Annotated in this window: 21 protein-coding genes, 2 pseudogenes and 1 CRISPR repeat array; of the genes and pseudogenes, 21 read left to right on the top strand and 2 right to left on the bottom strand. The window is 62.5% G+C overall.

The window, feature by feature from the left end:
- Positions 1-8: 8 nt before the first annotated feature.
- From F5X71_RS27795 to F5X71_RS27780, 4 genes are read left to right on the top strand one after another with little or no spacing between them, the layout of a single operon-like run.
- Positions 9-302 (top strand): acyl carrier protein, encoded by a 294-nt coding sequence (locus tag F5X71_RS27795; protein ID WP_238815508.1) that lies wholly within the window; start codon positions 9-11, stop codon positions 300-302.
- Positions 303-324: 22 nt separating this feature from the next.
- Positions 325-1,392 carry a fatty acid desaturase gene (locus F5X71_RS27790; protein ID WP_167464666.1) on the top strand — a complete coding sequence of 356 codons (1,068 nt, stop codon included), beginning with the start codon at positions 325-327 and terminating at the stop codon, positions 1,390-1,392.
- A gap of 43 nt (positions 1,393-1,435) precedes the next feature.
- Complete coding sequence (locus F5X71_RS27785; protein WP_167464665.1) at positions 1,436-1,624, top strand: rubredoxin; 189 nt, start codon at positions 1,436-1,438, stop codon at positions 1,622-1,624.
- Between the two features lie 20 nt (positions 1,625-1,644).
- Entirely contained in the window at positions 1,645-3,021 is a 1,377-nt protein-coding gene (locus F5X71_RS27780; protein ID WP_167464664.1) for a condensation domain-containing protein, read from the top strand.
- 90 nt (positions 3,022-3,111) lie between these two features.
- Here the strand turns inward: F5X71_RS27780 and F5X71_RS36695 are convergent, their stop codons facing one another.
- Positions 3,112-3,474 carry a hypothetical protein gene (locus F5X71_RS36695; RefSeq protein ID WP_203218400.1) on the bottom strand — a complete coding sequence of 121 codons (363 nt, stop codon included), beginning with the start codon at positions 3,472-3,474 and terminating at the stop codon, positions 3,112-3,114.
- Here F5X71_RS36695 and F5X71_RS37840 point away from each other — a divergent pair.
- The 13 genes and pseudogenes from F5X71_RS37840 to cas2e all read left to right on the top strand — a co-directional run bounded on the left by F5X71_RS37840 (position 3,367) and on the right by cas2e (position 15,522).
- A complete protein-coding gene (locus F5X71_RS37840; protein ID WP_203218224.1) occupies positions 3,367-3,594 on the top strand; it encodes an HYD1 signature containing ADP-ribosyltransferase family protein in 228 nt (75 codons plus the stop codon). The two genes, F5X71_RS36695 and F5X71_RS37840, sit on opposite strands and share 108 nt — an antisense overlap.
- Positions 3,595-3,596: 2 nt before the next feature.
- A complete protein-coding gene (locus F5X71_RS27770) occupies positions 3,597-3,761 on the top strand; it encodes a DUF6881 domain-containing protein (RefSeq protein ID WP_167464662.1) in 165 nt (54 codons plus the stop codon).
- Positions 3,762-3,833: 72 nt separating this feature from the next.
- Positions 3,834-4,741, top strand: a pseudogene (locus tag F5X71_RS27765) (IS5 family transposase).
- A complete protein-coding gene (locus F5X71_RS37835) occupies positions 4,711-4,848 on the top strand; it encodes a DUF6881 domain-containing protein (protein ID WP_428981405.1) in 138 nt (45 codons plus the stop codon). Before F5X71_RS27765 ends, F5X71_RS37835 begins: the two are co-directional and overlap by 31 nt.
- Positions 4,849-5,404: 556 nt before the next feature.
- Positions 5,405-5,563 (top strand): HD domain-containing protein, encoded by a 159-nt coding sequence (locus tag F5X71_RS27760; RefSeq protein WP_238816046.1) that lies wholly within the window; start codon positions 5,405-5,407, stop codon positions 5,561-5,563.
- Positions 5,564-6,776: 1,213 nt separating this feature from the next.
- The gene (gene cas3, locus F5X71_RS27755; RefSeq protein WP_342803743.1) at positions 6,777-9,527 is read left to right on the top strand and encodes a CRISPR-associated helicase Cas3'; all 2,751 of its coding nucleotides are present in this window, start codon (positions 6,777-6,779) and stop codon (positions 9,525-9,527) included.
- Complete coding sequence (casA, locus tag F5X71_RS27750; protein ID WP_167464659.1) at positions 9,524-11,203, top strand: type I-E CRISPR-associated protein Cse1/CasA; 1,680 nt, start codon at positions 9,524-9,526, stop codon at positions 11,201-11,203. Before cas3 ends, casA begins: the two co-directional genes overlap by 4 nt.
- Positions 11,200-11,838: a type I-E CRISPR-associated protein Cse2/CasB gene (gene casB, locus F5X71_RS27745; protein WP_167464658.1), complete on the top strand. Its 639-nt coding sequence runs from the start codon at positions 11,200-11,202 to the stop codon at positions 11,836-11,838. Before casA ends, casB begins: the two co-directional genes overlap by 4 nt.
- Positions 11,831-12,946 (top strand): type I-E CRISPR-associated protein Cas7/Cse4/CasC, encoded by a 1,116-nt coding sequence (cas7e, locus tag F5X71_RS27740; RefSeq protein WP_167464657.1) that lies wholly within the window; start codon positions 11,831-11,833, stop codon positions 12,944-12,946. Before casB ends, cas7e begins: the two co-directional genes overlap by 8 nt.
- Entirely contained in the window at positions 12,943-13,653 is a 711-nt protein-coding gene (cas5e, locus tag F5X71_RS27735; protein ID WP_167464656.1) for a type I-E CRISPR-associated protein Cas5/CasD, read from the top strand. The genes cas7e and cas5e overlap by 4 nt, the downstream gene beginning before the upstream one ends.
- Positions 13,650-14,321, top strand: coding sequence for a type I-E CRISPR-associated protein Cas6/Cse3/CasE (gene cas6e, locus F5X71_RS27730; protein ID WP_238815506.1), 672 nt, complete (start codon positions 13,650-13,652; stop codon positions 14,319-14,321). Before cas5e ends, cas6e begins: the two co-directional genes overlap by 4 nt.
- Before the next feature lie 68 nt (positions 14,322-14,389).
- Positions 14,390-15,124 carry a type I-E CRISPR-associated endonuclease Cas1e gene (cas1e, locus tag F5X71_RS27725; RefSeq protein ID WP_238815505.1) on the top strand — a complete coding sequence of 245 codons (735 nt, stop codon included), beginning with the start codon at positions 14,390-14,392 and terminating at the stop codon, positions 15,122-15,124.
- Positions 15,121-15,522 (top strand): type I-E CRISPR-associated endoribonuclease Cas2e, encoded by a 402-nt coding sequence (cas2e, locus tag F5X71_RS27720; protein ID WP_174817149.1) that lies wholly within the window; start codon positions 15,121-15,123, stop codon positions 15,520-15,522. Before cas1e ends, cas2e begins: the two co-directional genes overlap by 4 nt.
- Before the next feature lie 92 nt (positions 15,523-15,614).
- Positions 15,615-16,873: a CRISPR direct-repeat array (repeat unit 28 nt; unit sequence GTGCTCCCCGCGCACGCGGGGATGATCC).
- A 253-nt stretch (positions 16,874-17,126) separates the two neighbouring features.
- Here cas2e and F5X71_RS27715 read toward each other — a convergent pair.
- The gene (locus tag F5X71_RS27715) at positions 17,127-17,540 is read right to left on the bottom strand and encodes a helix-turn-helix domain-containing protein (RefSeq protein ID WP_167464653.1); all 414 of its coding nucleotides are present in this window, start codon (positions 17,538-17,540) and stop codon (positions 17,127-17,129) included.
- A gap of 361 nt (positions 17,541-17,901) precedes the next feature.
- Here F5X71_RS27715 and F5X71_RS37830 point away from each other — a divergent pair, with 361 nt between their 5' ends.
- From F5X71_RS37830 to F5X71_RS27705, 4 genes and pseudogenes are all read left to right on the top strand, one after another.
- Positions 17,902-18,051, top strand: coding sequence for a transposase (locus F5X71_RS37830; RefSeq protein ID WP_428981404.1), 150 nt, complete (start codon positions 17,902-17,904; stop codon positions 18,049-18,051).
- Positions 18,006-18,515, top strand: a complete 510-nt coding sequence (locus tag F5X71_RS37825) for an IS3 family transposase (protein WP_428981403.1) — start codon at positions 18,006-18,008, stop codon at positions 18,513-18,515. The genes F5X71_RS37830 and F5X71_RS37825 overlap by 46 nt, the downstream gene beginning before the upstream one ends.
- Positions 18,516-18,636: 121 nt before the next feature.
- On the top strand, positions 18,637-18,990 hold the full coding sequence (locus tag F5X71_RS37820) for a transposase (protein WP_428981402.1): 354 nt from the start codon (positions 18,637-18,639) through the stop codon (positions 18,988-18,990).
- A 57-nt stretch (positions 18,991-19,047) separates the two neighbouring features.
- Positions 19,048-19,326 (top strand): annotated as a pseudogene (locus F5X71_RS27705) (Tn3 family transposase); the annotation flags it as partial.
- Positions 19,327-19,338: the final 12 nt, after the last annotated feature.

Genomic DNA, 19,338 nt, shown 5'->3' with positions numbered 1-19,338 from the left:
GGACGTGGATGATGTTCAAACGCCGCCGCGCCGAAGGGGGCAGGCCGCCGCTCACCGCGGCCGTGTTGCACGGCTGGTTGGTGGAGCAGATAGCCGAGCGGGTGAATTGTTCGCCCGCCGACATCGACAGTGCGCAGCCGTTCGAGAACTATGGGCTGGATTCCCGTGCGGCGGTGCAGTTGTCGGGCAAGCTCGAAAAGCTCGTCGAGCAGCGGCTGTCCCCGGCGATCCTGTTCGAGTACCAGACCATCGATGATCTGACCGTCCACCTCGCCGACCGGCTGCAGCTGTCGGCGCGATGACCGGAGCGGAGGGCAGACCGTCATGAGCCAGGTGACACCGTCCGCGCCGGACCCGCGCTTTCTCGAGTTCGTCGCGAAAAGTGAGGAACTCAAGGGCGAGCGGCTGGCGGCAGCGATTCCCCGAGCGTATTTCGAGCCCTCGTTGCCGCGAAGCATCGCGAGTCTGGTGATGAGCGCGGGCTTATATTTCGGACCGCTGGTACTGGCCGCGGTACTCATGAATTGGTATGTGACCCCTGTCCTCATCATCCTGTCCGGACTCGGCGGGTGGGGGTTGCATCTGGTCGCGCACGAATGCGGACACGGCTCGTTCTCCCGGAACCGAAAGCTCAATTTCGTGGTGGGCCATATCGTTTCCATACCGCTGCTGTACCCGTTTCACTCGTGGCGGCACGCACACAATATGCATCATTCCCACACCAACAGTCTGACGGAGGATCGAGACTGGTGTCCGATTTCCGAGGCAGTGTATCGGCGGTTGCCGTGGTGGCGCAGGCTCGGCTACCTCAGTGTCCGGACGTGGGCGGTCTGGGCGGGCAGTATCAACTACTGGTCTACCTCGGCGTTCCGTCCGTCCTACTTTCCCAAGGCGGAGATGCGACGCGACGTCCGGCGTTCCATCGTCTTCGTCCTGCTCGGCGGATCGCTCTATCTCGGGGTCGTCGGATATTTAGGCGGCTGGCTCGGCTTGGTGCTGTTTTTCGTCGCGCCGTGGTTCCTGACGCATGTGTGGTTCAGCATCACGACGCTGATGCATCACAGCGCCGAGGATATTCCGTTCCTACCGGCCCAGTATTGGACCAGGAACGCGAGCCGCCTACTCGTGACCACCGATTACGTCTACTCGCGATGGTTGCTGCTGCTGACGCACTACATCTCTATCCACACCGCGCACCATGTGGCACCGGTAATTCCGTCCCATAACCTGCTCAAGGCGCAGGCGGCGTTGAAAGAGGCCTATCCCGGCATGGTCCGAGAACAACCGGCCACGGTATCGGCGTTATGGCGGATATTGAAAAGATGCCGATTTTACGATCCGGTGTCCGGACTCTATGCCACGTCGGTGCTGCGGCGTCGGCGCCGCCGGTAACGCAGGCAACCACGTATTCGCATCGTATCGAGGAGTGATCGCGATGGGTCGGTCCGAGCAGACCGCTACGAAAGCATGGATGTGCTTAGTGTGCGGCTGGGTATATTACGAAACCCTGGGTGTTCCCTCGGAAGGGATCGCGCCGGGAACGCGCTGGGAAGATATTCCGGACGAATGGCGGTGCCCGGACTGCGGCGCGGCAAAGGAAGATTTCGTCATGACCGAGCTCTGACGACACAGTAAGAGGACGAGATGGAAGTCGGTGTGGGAAGGCCCGTTGCGGGCGAGCTTCCGATCACGCGCCCGCAGGAAGGATTATGGCTCGCCCAGTCCCTGGCACCGCGGTTACAGAACGTGATTTCCGTGGTCTGGGGGGTGACGGGGCCCATTGATTCCGATCTGATGTCTGCAGCGCTAGCGGCAACCGAAACTGAAGCGGGCGCTCTCCATGTGAATTTCGAGGTCGCGGATTGGCGAGTCGTGCAGCGCAGGCGTACCGACGTGGTCTGCTGTCCCGCGCACTACGACCTGAGCGGATCGGAGGATCCGGAGCGCAGCGGGCGTGACCTGGTCAGCGGCATCCTCGCCGCCCCGGTGGACCTGGCGGCGGACCAGCTGCACCGCGTCGGCCTGATCAAGATCGCGGATGACCGGCACCTGCTCTTTCTGGCCGCGCACCACCTGGTGATCGACGGCTACGGGTCGATGATCTTCATCCGCCGGGTGGCGCAGATCTACGCTGCCTTGCTGGCAGGCGACCCGGTTGGTGATACCCCGTTCGCCGGACCGGAAAGGATCGTGCGCGAAGAAGAGGAGTATCTCGATTCCGCCGAGCGGATTGCGGATCGCCAATTCTGGTCGGACTATCTCGACGTTGTTCCTGAGCCGCCCGCGCTCCCGTCCGCGCGTGACGGTACCGAAGACGGCCTGAAGACCAAAGAGCTGGTGCTGTCCGACGCGGCGGGGGAATCGGTGCGACTGGCTGCGGATCAGCTGGGAGTGTGGGTCCTGCAATTCGTTTCCGCCGCAGTCGCGGCGTACTTCTCGACCTGTGCGCGCAGCTCCGAATTCGTCCTGCGATACGTCGCGGCGAACAGATCGGGGCTCGCGAGATCTGAAGTGGGGATGCTGGCCAACATGGTCCCGGTAAAAGTGGCAACCATGGCTGATCGCCGGTTCTCCAGCTTCGTCGCCGCGTTCCTGGACGAGGTATCGAAATGTATGACGCACTCGCGCTACCCCTTGTCCGATGTCATTGCCGACGTGGGGCTGTCCGGTCACGTGCGTAATCCACTGGGTCCGGCGATAAATCTGGTGCCTTTCCTGGAGTCGCCGCGCTTCGGCGATGCGACGAGTGCGATGGAGCCCTTGTCTTACGGGGCGGTGGACGACCTTTTGGTTTCGGTGTACGAGTTGCCGGGCGACCGCCGGGTCGGCATCCGTATCGATGCGAATTCCACTCAGTACGACGACTCCGCCGTCACTGAAGTGCTGGCCGAACTCACTGCCTTACTGCGGCGGGTTGCGGCGAACCCGCACGCCGTGGTCGGTGCCACCGCCCCGCGTGCCCGCCGAATCGGCACCGTGCTCCCGACCTGGCTCGGTCGGCTTCGGGTGGTTCGCCGATGAGATCCCGGACGCGAGGACGCGCACGGTGGTCCGCCCGCCCCGGAAGAGCAGGTAAGGTCGCGTCTGCGACCTTACCCGCCTCATCGGCGACTACTTTTCGACGCCCTCGTAGGCGAAGAGGCCGTTCCAGGTCAGTTTCACCTGGCGCACCGTGTCCGAATGTCCGGCGTTGTTGTTGTCGTTGAACACCGGGACGTCGGGCATGTCCTGGTACAGGAAGGCTTGCGCCTGGCCGATGAGTGCGTAGGACTCCTCGGGAGTCTGCGCGGCCAGCGCGGTGGCGATCACCTTGTCGAATTCGGTGTTGACGTAGCCGATGTCGTTGCTTCCCGAATCGGAAAGATATTGCGGCATCAGGAAATTCAGCATGGCGGGGTAGTCGTCCTGCCAGGCGTTGCGGAACGCGGTGCGGATGGTCTTGCCGGTGATCGCGTCGCGCAACAGTTCTCGCACTTCCTGGAAATCGACGTCACAGGACTCACCGTCGTCCAGGGACGCCCTGGCGTCTTCGTCGTCCCCAACACCGAGCCCCTCGACCTCTCAGGACGAATCGTTCGATCGGGAAGGAACTGACCATGAGGTACGTAAAAGTCAACTGGCACCACGACTTCGACGAAGAACCCATCACCTACTTCCACGAAGTCGGCGACGACAACTACGAGACCGCCGAGTCCAGCTCTACCGCGACGGGCACCGAGAATGGGCAGACGACAACCACGAAACAGCTACCGCGGGACTAGGTCATGTCTCCCAATCGGGTTTCGCGGATCGAGTCCCGGTAGGTCGTCGGGTCGGGCATCATGTTCGCCGTGGTGACAGCGGTTGGTGACCGATATCGGATTCTGACGGACAAGCAGTGGGAGCTGCTCGAGTTGTTACTGCCGACATCCGATGGCCGGGTGGGCCGCAACTTCACCAACAATCGCCTGGTGGTGGAAGGAATGTTGTTCCGGTTGCGGACCGGGGTGCCGTGGCGGGATCTGCCCGAGGTATTCGGGCCCTGGCAGACGGTGTGGAAGCGGCATCGCCGGTATGCCGGTGACGGAACCTGGGGATCGGGTGCTGGTTGCGTTGACCGCGCTCGCGGACGCGACCGGGAATCTGGATTGGGTTGTGTCGGTGGACTCTTCGATCATGCGGGTGCATCAGCACGGAGCCAATTCCTCTCGTGGCAAGGACACGAGCCCCAGCCCGGATGGTGAGTTATGAGCCGGCTGATCACGCGGTCGGCCGGTCCAGGGGCGGGCTGACGACGAAGGCTCATCTGGCTAGTGACGGCAACGGCCGAGGTCTGGCGGTGTTGCTCAGTGCGGGCCAGGCAGGTGATTCACCGATGATGCCAGCGGTGCCCGAGGCGATCGCCGTGCCGCGGCTGGGTGGCGGCCCACCGCGCCGCAATCCAGACCAGGTGCTCGCGGACAAGGCATATTCCTCAGCAAGCAACCGAACTCTGTTGCGTGGCAAAGGTATCTGTTGCGTTATTCCCGAACGAAGCGATCAGGTCGCCCACCGGAAACGCCGCGGTCGTGCCGGTGGGCGACCACCAGCGTTCAACTCGACTGCCTACAAGGGCCGCAATGTCGTCGAACGCGCCTTCAACAAGGCCAAACACTGGCGCGCAGTCGCCACCCGCTACGACAAACTCGCCTTGACCTACCGCGCCGGGATCGTCATCGCCCTTGTAGTTGAATGGCTCAAACTATTGGGAGACATGACCTAGCCGGGATACCCATCGCCCCAGTCGAAGAGATCGCAAGCCAGCCCGAATTCGACGCCGTCGAAATACCACAAGACGAGTTCGAACGAGAATGGGCCCAAGCCCGATGAGCTAGCGGAGAAGAAGGCGAGACGTGACCAAGTCTGTGGACTCTGGTCGCCGGGAGAAACCGATCGAAAAGTCGGCCGACTCGAAGAGAACTCCCAGTCAACAAGTGTGCTCCCCGCGCACGCGGGGATGATCCGGGGAAACGGATCACCGGATCGCGACCGTGAGCGTGCTCCCCGCGCACGCGGGGATGATCCGATCAAGAGATGGTCGGTCGCCGAGATGTCGCGTGCGTGCTGCCTGCGCACGCGGGCAATCCATACCTGGCTGATGGGGGCGAGTTTGCGAATTTGTGCTCGCCGTGTTGGGTGTAGCGCGTGCTGTGCTTGGTAGACGTCGGTTGCCGAGGTTGGAGAACCGGTCAGTTGGTCATTTCGATGTTTCTGTTGTGCATTGCTGGAAGTGCGCTCATGTAGGTGGTTTCGCGAGTAGCGTTTGCTGGAAGTTGTTGAGCTTCTCGCTATTCCGGAGGCGCAGCAAACTTATCAGTGGGAGATGCGACAGTGTTGTGCGTTCCCGGGATTCGGGGCGGATTCTTTCGTAAGGGAGTCGGTCTTGGTGTTGAGCGAGGCTGCTCGATCGGTGTGGGCGAAGTCGCCGAACGCTGTTGGTGAGTGGTTGCCGCTGTGGCAGCACATGGACGACTCCGCTGATGTTGCCGGTCATCTGTTCGATCGGTGGCTTGCGCCGAGTGTTGTCGAGCTGTTGGTGGAGTAGCGCGGTGTGTGCGCCAGACGCGGCTCGGTGCGCCGTGCGATTCCTAGCGGGGCATGATCTTGGAGGCCAAGCCACCCCCGGCCGGTTCAGTACGAAGGCACCGGCACGCCAAATGTGTGACCGGTGCTCGACATTGGAGTCGAGCACCGGTGTGACCCAGCAGGCGGAGCGTTCTGCGCGGACTCTGCGTCGTCGCGCTGTGAAAAGACGACGTATCCGACCTGCCCTCCATGGCAGGTCGACTTGCAACCCCGCATACGCGGGGAATCAACCACTTCGATTCCGTAGACCGGATCATCCCCGTGTGATCGGGGAGACCCCAATCTAGATCTGGTGCGATCCATTACTCAACTTGGCGGACGTCGGAAACAATCGGTTCCACCCGTGTTCTCCATTCCCCTCCCTTCTGCCAGCACCACGCCACTGCGTCGGGAACCCAGAGAAGGCGTTCCTCGCGGGCGCGAGCGTGGCGGAAGAAGATGTCGGAGTCTCTGAGCGTAGTCCGAAGTACTCTCTGGTCTCGCTTGACATTCGAATCGTCACGTTCGAGGACGATCTCACGGGCGTTGAGATCGACTGCGTCGGCTGCCAGCGCGCTGAGGCAGTCTGAGCGGGCCTGGACGTCTGATCCTTGCCAGCACTCATAGACGCGGCAGTCCAGCCTCAGCGACACGATGAGTGTGACGAACGCCCGTCGAGCCTTGGGTTCCATGCGGAAGAAATGAACTGTGCTGGGGCTGCGGGACGACTGCGGCCGCAGCATCTTGCATAGAAAGTCGTGGCGGTCCGGTGCAGTGACCAGAGCGGCCAATCTGAACGCGCCGTTCTTTGTCTCGTCCACGTACATGTTGGGCCTCACCGTCCCCCGCTTCCCTACGACTTCAAATCCTTAGACATTCATCGCTTCCTGAGCGCCGCGTACGCTACGGACCCTCCGTACTAGAAGCAAGAAACCGACCTTACGGGTTCCTCTTTGCTCGAAAGCGCACCTAGGCAACAGATTCGAGTTCCTGGCCGGGGGTGTCTGGTGATTGGTCAGCCCATCTGCCGCTGTCAATTGTTGATCTACATCCGAAAGTCGTGAATATGTAGTCGATCTCGATCTGTGTCACATATTCTTGCTGCCGGTTCGCGCGCAGAACGTGTCAGTGGGGGATGCGAAGGTGGTTGAGCTGTCCTTGGGTTCCGCGAACATCGAAGAGGGGGTGTCGGTTTGGGGTTGAGCGCGGCCACGCGGTCGGCGTGGGCCAAGAGTGAGGAGCGGCAGGGGAGCAGTCTGTCGTTGGTTCAGCATTCGCTGGATGCGGCAGCGGTGGGCGCTTTGGTGTGGGATCGGTGGTTGCCGACGGCGACACGACGGGTGCTTGCGGAGGCTTTGCCGGGTGGTGAGGTGGACGGACGGATCTTGTTGAGTTGGCTGGCTGGTGTGCATGACGTCGGGAAGTTGACGCCCGCGTTTGCTTGTCAGGTGTGGCCGTTGGCCGAGCGGATGGATCGCAGCGGGCTGCCATTGAAGTATCCGGTGGCCAATCGCCGGGATCTGCCGCACAACTTGGCCAGTCAGGTTGTGCTGGAGCAGTTTCTGGTTGATGAGTGTGGGTGGGCGGTGGAAGTCGCTGCAACGTTTGCCACTGTTGCAGGCAGCCATCACGGTGTTCCGCCGGGCTCGGAGGCCGTAATGGCTCGGTATGCGACATCAAAGCTGGGTTCTGGTGCCTGGGTGACGAGTCGTTCGGAGTTGCTCTGGTACATGGCCTGCGCAGTTGGGGCCGCTGAGCGTTTCCCTGATTGGAGAGGAACGCCGCTGCCGGTTGGTGTGCAGATGTTGTTGACGGCCGCGGTGATCGTCGCGGATTGGCTGGCCAGCAATGACAGTCTGTTTCCGTTGGTGGAGGGGCGCGATCCTTTGACGGCGGATCGAGTCTGGAAGGACCTGGGGCTTCCGGCGCCGTGGCAGCCACACTGCGATGTAGGCGAAGCGGACCTACTCTCCAAGCGGTTCAAGTTGCCGCCAGGTGCCACGGCGCACCCGTTACAGCTCGAGGTTGTTCGACTGGCCGCGCGGGTGTCCGAGCCTGGGTTGATGATCATTGAGGCGCCGATGGGGGAGGGCAAGACCGAGGCGGCGTTGTTGGCGGCCGAGATCTTGGCGCGCAGATTCGGATTCGGAGGTGTCTTCGTGGCGCTGCCGACGATGGCGACCTCGGATGCGATGTTCGGTCGCGTGCTGGAGTGGGCCGGTCGGCTTCCGGATCCTGCGGGAAGTGTCTTCCTTGCGCACGGAAAGGCTGCACTGAACGACGCGTTCGTCCGGCTCGGGCAAGGGCATCTGGATGCGATCGGTATTGATTGCGCTGAGGACGCGGTGGTCGTGCATGAGTGGCTGGCCGGCAGAAAGAAGGGGCCGCTGTCGAACTTCGTTGTCGGCACGATCGATCAAGTCCTCACCGCGGCACTAAAGGTGCGGCACGTGATGCTGCGTCACCTGGCATTGGCGAACAAGGTCGTTGTCATCGACGAGGTACATGCGGCCGACAGCTACATGTCTACCTACCTCGCGCGATGCCTGGAATGGCTCGGCGCCTATCAGGTGCCCGTATTGCTGCTGTCGGCGACATTGCCACCAGCGCAGAGGAATACGTTGATCGACGCGTATCGACGGGGTGCGTCAAAGGGTTCTGCGCAGCCGGTGGAAATCGACTCGTCCTACCCGTGCCTGACTGTCTGCTCAGCTGTCGACGTCCGCACGGTCGCTGTCGAGCCCTCAGATCGTTCGCTAAGGGTTTCGCTCGACCGACTCGAGGACGACCCGGACGTTGTCGTGGAAAAGCTGCGGGACCTCCTCACCGAGGGCGGTTGCGTAGGAATTGTCTGCAACACAGTTGCCCGGGCCCAAGCAATGTTTACTGCGCTGCGCGCCAAGCAGTTCGGGAAGCGTGTCTTTGCTGATTCCCAGCTGATGTTGCTGCACTCGAGATTCATTGCTGCTGATCGCACCCGGCTCGAGGCGAGACTGCGCAAGCTGTTGGGCCCGCCAGGAAAGGGGAAACGGCCGACGCGACTGATCGTGGTCGCTACCCAGGTGGTCGAGCAATCTCTCGACATCGACTTCGACCTCCTGATCACCGACTTGGCGCCGGTAGACCTGATACTGCAGCGTATGGGTCGTTTGCATCGCCACGATCGACCTCGGCGGCCTGCCCGAGTCGCGGCACCGATCTGCCTGATTCGGGGGGTTGTCGGAGGGGCGAATCTGCCGCCGCTGGTTCAGGGATCGGTCGCGGTGTACGGCGCGTCGCGTCTTCTGCGAGCTGCAGCCGTTCTTGACGAGCATTTCGCTGGAAAGTTGGTGACGCTGCCAGGAGATGTCCCCACGCTCGTTGCTGACGCTTATGCACAGAAGTTGGCGGCTCCTGAATCGTGGGAAGAAGCCATCGCCCAAGCTGATGAGCGGTGGGCGGCATATATCCAGGATCAGGTCGCCCGTGCTCGCGACTACTTGCTGCCCTCGGTGGTCGACCGGGTGTCCCTGTCGGGAATATTGGATGCGCCGGCGAGGGACGCGGATGGCGCTGGTGGTCAGGCTCAGGTCCGCGACACCGACGAGAGCGTCGAGGCGATCGTTGTGCAGCGAGCCGGAAGCAGGATCCGGATGCTTCCCAACATTGCAGATTTTGGCGCAGATCCGATTCCTACAGATCGTGCTCCATCTGCGGCGATGGCAAAAGCCTTGGCGGGATGCACGATCCGGCTTCCGAACTCATTGACCAACTACGGGCGAATCAGCAGGGTGGAAACAGAGCTGGAACAGAACCGTCCTCGCGGTTGGCGCTACTCGCCGTGGCTGCGGAACGAGCTGGCACTCGTGCTCGATGAGCAGTTTCAAGCAAAGGTTGCCGGACGTCGGTTGCACTACGATCCGCTGCTGGGGCTGACGGTAACTTCAGAGAGTGGGCCCGAGTGACTGTCGAGTCGGCACCGGAATCAAATCCTCCTCGCTTCGACCTGCTCAATGACCCTTGGATTCCAGTGATCTACCACGACACTGGCAGCACTGCCAGCTCCGGTAGTCAATTGGAGCCGAGGGCCCGCGAATTATCGCTTCGTGCCGTATTCCGCGACGCCCCTCAAGTTTTGACGCTCAGCGGCGAGATCCCAACACAGACATTCGCGATCCTGCGGTTGCTGCTGGCCATCCTGCGTCGAAGCATCAGGGACAGATCGGGACGGCCGACCGATGTGTGGAAGTCCTTGTGGACCGATGATGCCCTGCCCTTGGCCGAGATCGACCAATACCTCGACGATCACAAGACTCGATTCAACCTGTTCGATCCCGTCGCGCCGTTCTTCCAGGTAGCTGACCTCCGTATCAACAAGGGCGCCAGCACACTTGATGTCCTGATCGCCGATGTCCCCAACGGGCACAAGTACTTCACCTCACGTGGCGGCCGACACATGGAGGCCATCACCTTTGCCGAGGCAGCGAGATGGCTCGTGCACGCCCAAGCATTTGATCCATCCGGGATCAAATCGGGCGCTGATGGCGACCCGAGAGCGAAAGGCGGACGAGGATATCCGATCGGGGTCGCGTGGACCGGCCAACTCGGCGGGATCTATTGGGAGGGCGCGAATCTCGCCGAGACTCTCATTCTCAATACCGCACTCGCCGGTCTCGATGACAACCCATACCCGAAAGAAGACAAACCAGCGTGGGAACGTCCACCTGCAGGGCCGACGGTCCGGCTTGACCCCGAGCCATCAGGCCCTGCGGATCTGTTCACCTGGCAGAGCAGACGGATCCGTCTCGTCGCCGAGGAGAAGGCAGTCACCGGCGTTGTCTTGTGCAACGGTGATCCGCTGGAACCGTTCAATAAACAGCGATTCGAGCCTATGACAGCCTGGCGGTTCAGCCAGGTGCAGACCAAGAAGTCCGGTAGGGATCGCCACTACCCCTTGACTCACCACGTGGAGAGAGGGCTGTGGCGCAGCCTCGCGTCCCTACTGTCCCAGGGGCAATCAAAGAATGACCGCGGAGCTCCGGTGCAGCCAGGCCTCGTGCAGTGGGCGTCGAGACTGGTCGAGGACGGCAAACTCGATGTGACCCAGTTAATTCGGTTGCACGCGACCGGGATGGAGTACGTGAACAACCAGGCCGTAGTCGGTGAGGTTGTCGACGACTCGCTGACATTCCGCGTCGCGTTGTTGTCGAGCGACCCGCATCTACGGATGTGCGCGCTCGACGCGATCAAGACAGCGGAGAACTCCGTCGGTATCCTCGCCTCGCTGGCCGGGGATCTAGCGCTCGCGGCGGGCGGAGAGCCGACCCTCGCGCGCAGCCATGCACGCGAGCGCGGCTATTTCATCCTCGAATCTTCCTACCGGAGATGGCTTGCCGGGCTTGCCTCGGCTGCAGATGTCGAACTCTATGACCGGAACTGGCAGGAGGCCGTGCGGCGGGAAGTTGTGCGAATCGCTAGAGAACTCATCGATACCGCCGGAACGCCAGCACGGGTCGGGCGGCGAATCGGGGATCGCTACATGGATGCGGCCCGTGCGGAAGGGCGGTTCTTCTATCTGCTTCGGTCCGCGCTTCCGGCGGCATTTCATCGACCAGTGCTCGGCAAAGAGGAGAAGCAATGACCAGACCCACCATGGTGGAACTGGACGACGATTTGGCGGCATTTGTTCGGCGAACGGTCTCGATGATGCAGTCGAGACACTTGAATGACGATACCCGAGCAGCCGCAGCACTTGCGAAACTACGTCGCGCTGTCACCGCGGCGCCGGGTAGCCGCCAGGAGGTCTGGGAGTACACGCTCAAAGATCTCCCTCAGACCCTGATCGCACCGCTGGATGCCGACCCGACGCAATGGGAATGCGCAGCCCACTATGCGATCACTCTGCACGCGCTACATCAGCAATCGAGTCGGATCAGAACACATCGCGAGGGCAACAATATCGGACACGCGGTCTACCGCCTCGGCCTCACCACCGCCAACGACGCCGCCGTGCAGGCCCGGTTCCACGCCCTGATCGCGGCATCCAGCCTGTCCAGCGGCCTGATCCACCTACGAGGGCTGATCAGGCAATTCCGATCCGCCGCAATACCACTCGACTACGGACGCCTGGCTCGCGATCTCCGCCGCCTACAAGACCACAAACAAGCCGACCAAGTCCGCCTCGAATGGGGACGGGGATACCACCATCAGCGGCGCAAGCCCGAACCGCTCTCAGCGTCCGACCTGACCGACTCGACAGGAGCCAGCAGTGAATAGATTGTTCGTCGACGTACATATTCTGCAGACAGTTCCCCCGAGCAACATCAACCGCGACGACACCGGTAGCCCCAAGACCGCGACCTACGGAGGTGTCCGTCGAGCGCGAGTGTCCAGCCAAGCGTGGAAGCGGGCCACCCGCCAAGAGTTCCGCCGATTGCTCGATCCCGCGACCCTGGGGGTTCGAACCAAACGGATAGTCGAGCTGGTCGCCGACCGCATCGCCAAACTCGATGACGCCCTTCCCGAACCGGAAAAGCTTGCCGCACAGGCATTGTCGGCAGCAGGAATCACCGTCGAAAAGCGGGCCAAGGGCGCACCGGAAGACGTCGAACAGTCGAAATACCTCCTGTTTCTCAGCTCCTCGCAGATCGACCGACTCGCGGCGCTGGCAGCCGAATCCGCGACCACAGGATCCCCAATCCCCAAGGCGGCCGCCAAGAAGGCCGCGACCGGCGCCAACAGCATCGACGTCGCGCTGTTCGGGCGTATGGTCGCAGACGCTTCCGATCTCAATATCGACGCCGCCGCGCAGGTCGCGCATGCGATCAGCGTCCACGCCGTGGACAACGAGTTCGACTACTTCACCGCTGTCGACGACATGGCCCCCGCGGACAACGCCGGAGCAGGCATGATCGGAGTAGTCGAGTTCAACTCATCTACCCTGTACCGGTATGCCACCGTAAACGTTGCCCTACTGCGGGAGAACATCGGCGACGACGTCGTCACAAAGCACTCGGTGGCAACATTTCTCGATGCCTTCGTCAAGAGCATGCCCACCGGCAAACAGAACACCTTCGCCAACCGGACACTGCCTGACGCCGTCCTCATCAGTTTGCGCACAGACCAGCCAATCAATCTGGTGAACGCCTTCGAAGACCCCGTAGACCAACCAGGCACAGCACGCTCGACCGCAGCAACCCGGAGACTGGTGGATACCTTTACCTCGATCGAGAACTCCTACGGCGATGGTTCCGCCACCAACTACGTGGTCGTCTCGAACTCGACCAGCACCAGTCTGTCAGAGCTGAGCGAACCGCAGTCCCTGTGCAGCGCAGTGGACGCCGTAGCCGCGAAGGTCGAGGACTATCTCGGCGCGATGAAATGAGCGTTCTGCAACTGCGTCTGGCCGCACCTCTACAAGCATGGGGTCATCGGAGCCGATTCGCGCGTCGCGAGACGCTCCAATTCCCTACAAAGAGCGGCGTATTGGGGCTGATCGCGGCAGCTCTTGGCCGACGGCGCACCGAGCCGCTCGAAGACTTGGCTGCATTGCGATTCGGTGTCCGGGTGGACCAACGCGGCACCATGCTCAGGGACTTCCAAACCGCCGTCAGCTTGGATGAAACAGTTCAATACCCGCTCTCGCAACGGTATTACCTCGCCGACGCAGCGTTCCTCGCCGTGCTCGAAGGGCCTCGAGATGTCCTCGATGGGCTGCGCCAAGCTCTTCTGCGACCCGCGTTTCCGCTCTATCTGGGCAGGCGATCTTGCCCAGTCGCCGGCCCGCTCGTACTGGACCAGATCCAAGAGGCCACGCTTGTCGACACATTGCGCACGACGTCGTGGCTGGCCGCGTCCTGGTACCGCCGCCGCCAACCCAAAACGCTGCACCTCGAGATCTTTCGAGACACGATCGACGGAGAACACCCCGAATCGCTCGGCGAACGGATCCGCGATCTGCCGATCAGTTTCGACCCAGAACAGCGTAAGTACGAGTGGCGCAACATAATCCACGACACAGCAACAGTTCGTAACCCGGACGGTAACGAAAGCTATCTGCACGATCCGTTCGCTGTACTGGAAGGCGAATGATGTACCTGTCCAGAATTGCGCTTAACCAAGCCCGCCGCGGTACCTCGAAACTCTTATCATCTCCGCAAGTCATGCACGCCGCGGTAATGTCGTCGTTCCCGCCGACCGCGCCGCTGACCACACCAACGGGCGGAAGAGTGCTGTGGCGCACCGATATACGCGAGCACAAGGCCGAATTGTATGTAGTCAGCCCGGCGCAGCCGGACTTCACCCACATCGTCGAACAAGCAGGCTGGCCCACGACCGACACCTGGGTCACACGGTGCTACACGCCGCTGCTTGACCGCCTAGCCAACGGGCAAGTCTGGCACTTCCGTCTCACCGCAAACCCCGTCCGCAACGTTCGAACCGCACCCGACAAAGATACCAAGCCCCGCGGACTCAAAGAACCCGAACAGCTCGACTGGCTCCGAAACCGCGCCGAAGGACTTGGCTTCGAACTGGCCAAATCTGAACCCCACGGCATCGAGGATGTCACGATACAGGGTCGGCAAGGTCTGCAATTCAAACGCGACCGGGCCAAAGTCTCACTATCAATCGCTACATTTCAAGGCGTGCTGGTCATTTCGGACGCAGAAAGGCTTCGTCACACATTGATCAGCGGTATCGGGAGAGCGAAAGGCTACGGCTGCGGGCTGATTACATTGGCACCGGTACGTCAACCGTGACACCGCGTCGCCTGACGTTCCCCCGAAACAGGCTGTCTTGCATGATGCCCCGCCGTACAACACTGTTGATGTCCGACAACGGATCGGCCGTGGTGTGGGTCGGTGAGCGCGGCGTGCGCTACTACGCGCACGGCGTCTCGCTCGCACGCTCATCACGGTTACTCGAAGCGCAAGCTCGGGCGGTGACCAACACCCGGGCACGCTTGCAGGTCGCCCGAGCGATGTATGCCATGCGCTTCCCCAACGAAGACGTGTCAGGGCTGCTGATGCAACAGCTACGTGGACGCGAAGGCGCCCGGGTACGAACGGTCTATCGCCAGCACGCCGAACGCACCGGCGTCGAATGGAATCGGCGAAACTACGACAAAGACGACTGGGACGCGGGTGAGCCCATCAACCAAGCGCTCTCCGCAGCGAACTCCGCCCTCTACGGGCTCGTGCACTCGGTCATCGTCGCCCTCGGATGCTCACCCGCCCTCGGGTTCGTCCACACCGGCCACCACCGCTCCTTCGTCTACGACATCGCAGACCTCTACAAAGCCGAACTGACCATCCCCATCGCATTCGATATCGCTGCCGAAGAGCCCGAAGAACTCAGCGCGGCGACTCGCCGGCGAGTACGCGACGCGATCTACAACGGCAAGCTCCTGGAACGATGCGCACGAGACATACAAAAGCTGCTCCGTGATGAAAGCAGCCTCGAAACAACAGATTTCGAAGAACTCGACTTCGACGTAATCTCGCTATGGGACGACCGAGACGCCTCGGTGGCTGGCGGAGTCGGATACGGAGACGACTTTTGACCACCGTCGTTCTCACTGCCGTCCCCCCGGGACTGCGCGGACACCTCACCCGATGGCTCCTCGAAATCAGTCCCGGCGTGTTCGTCGGGAACATCTCCCCGCGTGTCCGGGAACTCATGTGGCAGCGCATCATCGAATTCGTTGCCGAAGGACGAGCGATCATGGTGTACACCGCCCGCAACGAACAACGCCTCGCATTCAAGGTCCACGGCCACGACTGGACACCGGTGGATTACGACGGCCTGACATTGATGCGTCGCATGACAGTCCCGGACTACATCCCTGCCGCCCAAGCACCTTCCTCCGCCAAAACCCGCGGCACATCCAACCAAGCCGAACACCAATCCGAGACTGTTTGGCGCCGCCGCACAGCCCGACGCAAGTTCAAACCCAAATAGCGGTTCCGGGGATGCCCCCGCACCCAGCACAGACCAAATACAAACCGAATCAAAAATGGGCCCGGCGGTTGTGAACCGCCAGGTCAACAAGTGTGCTCCCCGCGCACGCGGGGATGATCCGGCGATGGTCACCCACCTGTGCCCGAGCATCATGTGCTCCCCGCGCACGCGGGGATGATCCGATGTCTTAGACCGGGGGCCGGTACCGCTTGTCGTGCTCCCCGCGCACGCGGGGATGATCCCGACCCGGCCGGGCGCCTGGACCCGCGGTTGACGTGCTCCCCGCGCACGCGGGGATGATCCTTTGTGAGGAGGTGAGCTCGATGGTCCTGAATCGTGCTCCCCGCGCACGCGGGGATGATCCGTGACATCGTGGACGACACCACCCCAGAGTTCAGTGCTCCCCGCGCACGCGGGGATGATCCCGATCCATTACGCCGCCTCCCCCCCGGCTCAGCGAGTGCTCCCCGCGCACGCGGGGATGATCCGACCATCCTGGACGTGCAGGAGGAGCTGAACCCGTGCTCCCCGCGCACGCGGGGATGATCCGCAGGGCGAGCCGCTGGCGCGGATCAAGGCGCGGTGCTCCCCGCGCACGCGGGGATGATCCGTCTTGGACGCCATGTTCGCCCACTCCTGCGACGTGCTCCCCGCGCACGCGGGGATGATCCACCCTGTGGATAAAGATCGAGTGAAAACCCTTCGTGCTCCCCGCGCACGCGGGGATGATCCGGTGTTGAGCCCTTCCATCTGGGCCGTGACGGCGTGCTCCCCGCGCACGCGGGGATGATCCTTTAAGTACTAGTTGAATCTCAAGGGGGGAGGGGGAGGCGCGTGCTCCCCGCGCACGCGGGGATGATCCGGCCAGCTCGGCCACCAGCGCGGCCGCATCGGGGTGCTCCCCGCGCACGCGGGGATGATCCGTTCGTGATCGTCGACGTCGACGTGCCGGTAGCGTGCTCCCCGCGCACGCGGGGATGATCCGCCGCGGGCGATCGGGCCAGCCGGGCGCGGGCCGTGCTCCCCGCGCACGCGGGGATGATCCGCCGCCAGGATGGCGAACGATCGCCTCGGGTGGAGTGCTCCCCGCGCACGCGGGGATGATCCGATACGGAACGATCGGCCAGCACGCGCCACGCGGTGCTCCCCGCGCACGCGGGGATGATCCCGGCGGCCAAGCCGGGCAGGCTGGATCCGGGTCGTGCTCCCCGCGCACGCGGGGATGATCCGTTTGTGCCCCAGCCCATTTGAACAGCTGGTCTGTGCTCCCCGCGCACGCGGGGATGATCCTCATGAGCAGAACATGCAAGGACAGAATGTCGCGTGCTCCCCGCGTACGCGGGGATGATTCGCCTCACCACCGTGGTGCGGGCACGGCAGCCAATCCCCCGCCGGACGCTGGGATGATCTGCGGGCGCGGCGCTTCGCGCCGCCAGCGCGGTTCATAACTGACCGTCGTCAGCCACGATGACGGTGTCGTCGGACTACCAGCTCGGCGTCAGCGGATATGAGCAGCTCGAGGGGGCGAGAATGCGGTGTAGATCCTGTACGAGCCGTGCTGGGGCTCGAACCGACACACGCAGTGTCACGGCTCGGTCCGGGCGTTAGTTGCGGCGGGGGATTCCGCGGCGTTGGAGTGTGGTGCGGATGGTGGTGTGTGCGACGCCGAGGCGTTTGCCGATTCGTTCGAGTGACTCGCCGTTGTGGTAGCTGGTGATGGCATGGTCGATCTCGTCGGGGGTTAGGCGTCGCTGCTGGCGGATAGTTGTGCCGCTGTCACGCAGGATGGTGAGGATGCTGCCTTTGGCGAGTTGCCATTCGTTGGCAAGCTTGTTTGTGGATGAGCCGGCTTCGTACGCCGCGATAATCCGGGTTCTGTCGGTGGCTGTGAGCCGCCGTCGTAGGGCGTGCGGTTGGGGCGAGTGGCCGAGGGACCGGACGTTCGTGTGCCGGTCACTGTTCTGTGCGCGTTGAGTGTCGACGGGGCGAACTGCGATTTCGGGGCCGTCTACCAGCACGGTTCGGTTCGTATGCTGACACGTCGGGCCCACAAAATTAGCAGGTCAGGCCCGGTCTAAGACCGGGCCTGACCTGTTTTTGTGTCGGGCCCCCGTTTACCCCCCGTTTTGGCTGTGTTATTTGATCGCCGCAGCCTGTGAACACACCCGGTCACAGTTCTGATGCACTGCAACGTCGATGTAGCAGCGGACGCGGCTGTCGAGACGTTGGGATCGATCGCTGGTTCTGATCGCGAATCTCGGCACACGTTGGTCGCGAATTGAGGTTGCCTCGGTCTTTCGGACACCGTGATCTTCCCCCGGTTTTCCGGAACGGTTTGTTGAGAGATGCTGGCTGCCTTGGTATCTGAAGGAGTCATCTGTGCCGGAGCCGTATCCGGCGGAGTTCCGCCGCCAAGCGCTGGCGTTGGTCACGTCTGGGCGTACGGTTGTAGACGTCGCCGCGTCGCTGGGGATCGCCGAGTCGTGCCTGTACAACTGGAAAAGCAGGATTTCATCGACCAGGGACTGAAGGACGGTGTCAGCCGGCCCGAATCGGAGGAGTTGGCCGCTGCCAAACGTCGTATCCTCGATCTCGAGGAAGAGGTCGAGATCCTGGGTAAGGCCGCCGCGGCCGTCGAGCAGGTGGTGCCCCCAAAAGACCGGTACCGTCTCGTGGCCGAACTCCACGATGACGGCGTCCGAGTCCGACGAGCCTGCCACGACCTGGGTGTGTCCGCATCTGGCTACTATGAGTGGCGCGACCGGGCGCCGTCCAGGCGAGCGGTTCGGCATGCCTGGCTGACCGACCTCATCGGGCAGATCCATCTGGCCTCCCGCCAAACCTATGGCGGTCCGCGCGTTCACGCCGAGCTGGTGCACGCCCATGGAATCACGGTGGGTCGCAATACTGTCCAGTTGTTGATGAGCCGGGCCGGACTGTCCGGACTTCCGCTGCGGCGCAAGGCGAAAAAGTGCCCGCAGGGGTCACCGTGACCGACCTGGCACGGGAAGGCAAGCTCTACTGCTGTGTGGTCCTGGACGTGTTCTCCCGCCGCGTCGTCGACTGGGCCATCGACTCGCGGCAACGGCCGACCTAGCGACCAACGCGCTGGGAATGGCGATCGACTCCCGAGGGAACGTCGCGGGGGCGATCATCCACGGCGATCACGGCGCTCAGTTCACCTCCCCGACCTTCACCCAACGCGCTCGGAGCGCCGGGCTGCTGCCCTCACTCGGCACGATCGGCGATGCCTATGACAATGCTGTTGTCGAGTCATTCTGGGCCAGAATGCAAGTCGAGCTGCTCAACCGACAGCGATGGAACACTCAAGTCGAGTTGGCGAACGCCATCTTCGAGTACATCGAGGGCTTCCATAACCGCCGCCGACGTCACTCTGCCCTGGGTTGGCACTCACCCCTAGACTTCGAGAAAACGTTCACCCTCCAGCCCGCATCGCCTCACCGCTGATTCCGGAAAACCGGGGGGAGATCAATCCGTCCGGGAATCCGGGGCAACCTCACCTTCCGCGCCCGGCACCTGGAAGCCCAGACCGAACAAGCCTGGTGCCTGACCCTGGCAACGAACGCGGTAATCGCCTGGACCACAGAGTATTACGGGCTCGCGGTGGACCAGATGCGTCGGCAGGGTCGCCGCATAGACGCTGATGTGCTGGCCCATATCTCGCCCGGGCACTCGGAGAACATCAATTTCTTCGGCGCGATCGAGGTCGATATCGACGCTGAGTTGGCTCAGCTCGGGCCGACCGGGTACCGGCCACTACGAGTCCGCGACACTCTGTTCTAGAGGGTGTTCGGC

Origin of the sequence: Nocardia brasiliensis (assembly GCF_011801125.1) — a bacterium.
GTDB classification, from domain to species: Bacteria; Actinomycetota; Actinomycetes; order Mycobacteriales; family Mycobacteriaceae; genus Nocardia; species Nocardia brasiliensis_C.
This window is presented reverse-complemented; position numbering and strand designations above follow the sequence as displayed.